This is a genomic window from Salinivibrio socompensis S35, from assembly GCF_000513715.1.
Lineage (GTDB): Bacteria > Pseudomonadota > Gammaproteobacteria > Enterobacterales > Vibrionaceae > Salinivibrio > Salinivibrio socompensis.
Map to the genome: position 1 here is coordinate 1 of NZ_AQOD01000169.1, position 3,002 is coordinate 3,002.

General features: G+C 51.5%; 2 protein-coding genes. Both read right to left on the reverse strand.

Going from position 1 to position 3,002, the window contains the following annotated elements; translation table 11 throughout:
* Positions 1-834: 834 nt before the first annotated feature.
* Entirely contained in the window at positions 835-2,190 is a 1,356-nt protein-coding gene (locus DZ54_RS0115690) for an MBL fold metallo-hydrolase RNA specificity domain-containing protein (protein WP_128080553.1), read from the reverse strand.
* Positions 2,191-2,240: 50 nt separating this feature from the next.
* Positions 2,241-3,002, reverse strand: a 762-nt coding sequence (locus tag DZ54_RS0115695) for an alpha/beta hydrolase (RefSeq protein ID WP_025675113.1), incomplete at its 5' end; no start/stop codon positions are given.

The window sequence follows — 3,002 nt, forward strand, 5'->3', positions numbered from 1 at the left end:
TTACAACGCTTTTGAACCGTTACTCTTAATAACAGCCACTTGTCAGGTGGTTTAAAGCCGACTTCCGACAGTAGACTTTGAAGGGCCTACCTTCATCTCTTCTTAAGCTTACGCTCAAATGGTTAACCTTGAGTTAACCTCTGTGCTCCACGGCACACTCGTGCGTTTTCCCTGACAGCCGATACGAGGCAATGCCAGATTCATCCATGTTAAATTTTTCATCGGTATGTGTAACAACGCTGCGATTAAAGAAGGAAAGTCGTGATCTTGGTTTCTGCCACCGCCATTTGGGCACGCTACCGCCATGAGGTGTCGCTCCTCCCGTGCGCAGTAATGGCTTGTTTTATGCGTTAATCCTCGGTTGGATACGCTACCGCCATGAAGTGTCGTTCTCCCTGTACGCGGCTGACTCAATGTTGCTGTCACTAGATTGATTCCGCACTGCGCTACACAGTGACAAGCATTTGCTTCATCATTGTCCAGCGCGGTGCGTCAAATGTCTGACGTATTCTACATAGCTCAGCGGTCATTTAAAGTGGAAATCAGTGAGAAATCACTTGATAAGATCAGTTTGACTGATTTGTCGTCAATTGTGTCGTAAAAAAAGGGATAGATCACGGAATGTGGGACTAGAGGCTAGAAAAAGCAGCCTCGTGCTCGCATCGGGGCCTTTGCTCTTTCTGTACTCTGTATTCAGTCATCTGTATTCGGGAATGGGAATACGGAATACGGAAAGAGCAGCCTCGTGCTCGCATTGGGGTTCTTGCTCTTTCTGTACTCTGTATTCAGTAATTAGTATTCGAGAATGGGAATACGGAGCGCTGCGCTTACAGACTACTGATTACGGAGAAGAGTGCCTAGCGCTTGCTGGCTGTCCGGTTCGCCATGAATCAAGTGGATCTGTTTAGGCGGCGGTTGGATGCCTTGCACGAAGCTGACCAGGTCATTTTGGTCGGCGTGGGCGGAGTAGCCTGAGATTGTGTGGATTTGCGCGTTAACGGTGACTTGCGTGTTGTCTATCCACACTTGTTTGTTGCCTTGCTGAATGTCGCGGCCAAGGGTGTGTTGGGCTTGGTAGCCGGCAAAAATTACATCGGTACGTTTGTCTTCAAGTAATGCGGCGAGGTAGTTCATAATGCGCCCGCCTTGGCACATGCCGGAGGCGGCGACCACAATGGCTGGCTCACCGGTTTGTTTTAGGCGGTTCACCAATGCCATGTGCTGGCTATGTTCATCAATGGTAATGCATTGCTCAAACGCTAACGGATGACGGTGTTGGTTAAGCTTGGTTTTGGCCTCTTTGCTCCATAGCTTTTTAAACTGGCGATAGTGACGCGTGACTTTTTGCGCCATTGGCGAGTCGAGAATGATAGGGAGCGCATCATCAAGCTGTTTTTGGTGAATAAGCTGCTCAATATCAAACAACAGCTCTTGGGTGCGGCCGACACTGAACGCGGGGATCAATATCGCGCCACCGTCTTCGAGTGACCGTTGAATAATCGCCTCGAGCCGCTGGGCACGGGTGGCGAGGGATTCATGCGTTTTATCGCCGTAGGTGGATTCTAAAAACAAAATATCGGCACGGCTCGGCGGGGTTGGATCGGGCAACAATGGCGTGTTGCTTGGCCCTAAATCACCCGAGAACACTACGCGTTGTTGGTCCGGCAGTTTTAATTCGACATAGGCCGAGCCCAAAATATGCCCCGCCGGTTGCAAGCGCAAATAGGTTGCTGGCTGCCCTTTTTGCTTGGGCTTTAGCCGGTGCCAGCTGTTGTAAGGCAGTGTCACCATCAACTGGCGGATACGGTCGAGTACCCGCTGACGATGGCCATAATCCATGTTGAGTTGCAGTTTTAAGGTGTCGTCAATTAACAGCGGCACCAAGGCGGCGGTGGCTTCGGTGCAATAAATGGGGCCATTGAAACCGGCCGCCAATAGCCAAGGCAATAAACCGCAGTGGTCGATGTGAGCGTGGGTAAGGATCAGCGCATCAATACGTTTGCCATTGAGGTTTACCCTCGCCTCTCGCGCGTCATCACCTTGGTATTGGCCGCAGTCAATTAACAATCGTAAGCCGCTTGGTTTTATATCCACTTGGTGACAAGAGCCCGTCACGGTTTGATAGCCACCATGGTGGGTCACGGTCAGGGTGTCGGTGTTGATTGAGGTTTTTAGTGAAGTGTTGGGCATGGTTACGTCCAGGTTGTTAGTTCAAATGTTGTTATCGTCGCTCGTGGTATCTATGTACCTATCATCTTACTCATCATTTGTTCTATCAACGGGCTTGGGTGGTTGTTGTCGTCGGTAAGAAAATACGTATGGCCCCAGTTGGGGTCGAAGTGGTCGTTAAAGGCGTCGCAGTCGGTTACCGTCACTTTGTTGGCGGGAAGCGCGTCGAGGTTTTCGGGGCCGGTCATGCCTAGGCGGCGGGTGACGGTGCGGTGGCGGACGTTCACCACTTTTGAGGCGGCCATGGCGATATCATCAGCGGCATAGTAAATATGCACTTGTTTGGCGGCATCGAGTACGGCTCTGCCCGATTGGTACGGCTCTAGCGCTTGGTTATCAACATCGGCGGCGATCATAAAGATATGCCGAAACCATTGTGGCATGGTGTCGAGCCCGGCGTATTGGTGCCAATGGGTAAAGGTGCTGATGAGCGTGCGGTTGCCCATGGAATGCGCGAGCAGGTTCATGCGCCGTTTGCACGGGTTAGTTTGTTGCTCGGGGGCGCGGCGCCAGTCATCAAACATCGCCAGTAAGCGACTAAACGCCAAGCCTGACGCGGTGGCGGCAAGTTGGTCGTCCCAGTAATCATCAATCGCGCCGAGCCGGCTATCGTCATCACAAGGCCAAATAATCGGCACCACCAGTATGGCGTTGAGTGCAAGTCGATCAAATTGGTGTTGTAAGATCTGCGCCATCGGGAAAATGTTGCGCTCCATTTGGTTGTTATAACCGTGGAGCAAAAAGAGTATTTGGGTATGGCTCGGTAAGGCTTT

What these genes read in the sequence shown, in the direction of transcription:
- DZ54_RS0115690 (WP_128080553.1), bottom strand. Translation starts at nt 2,190, where the DNA reads ATGCCCAACACTTCACTAAAAACCTCAATCAACACCGACACCCTGACC.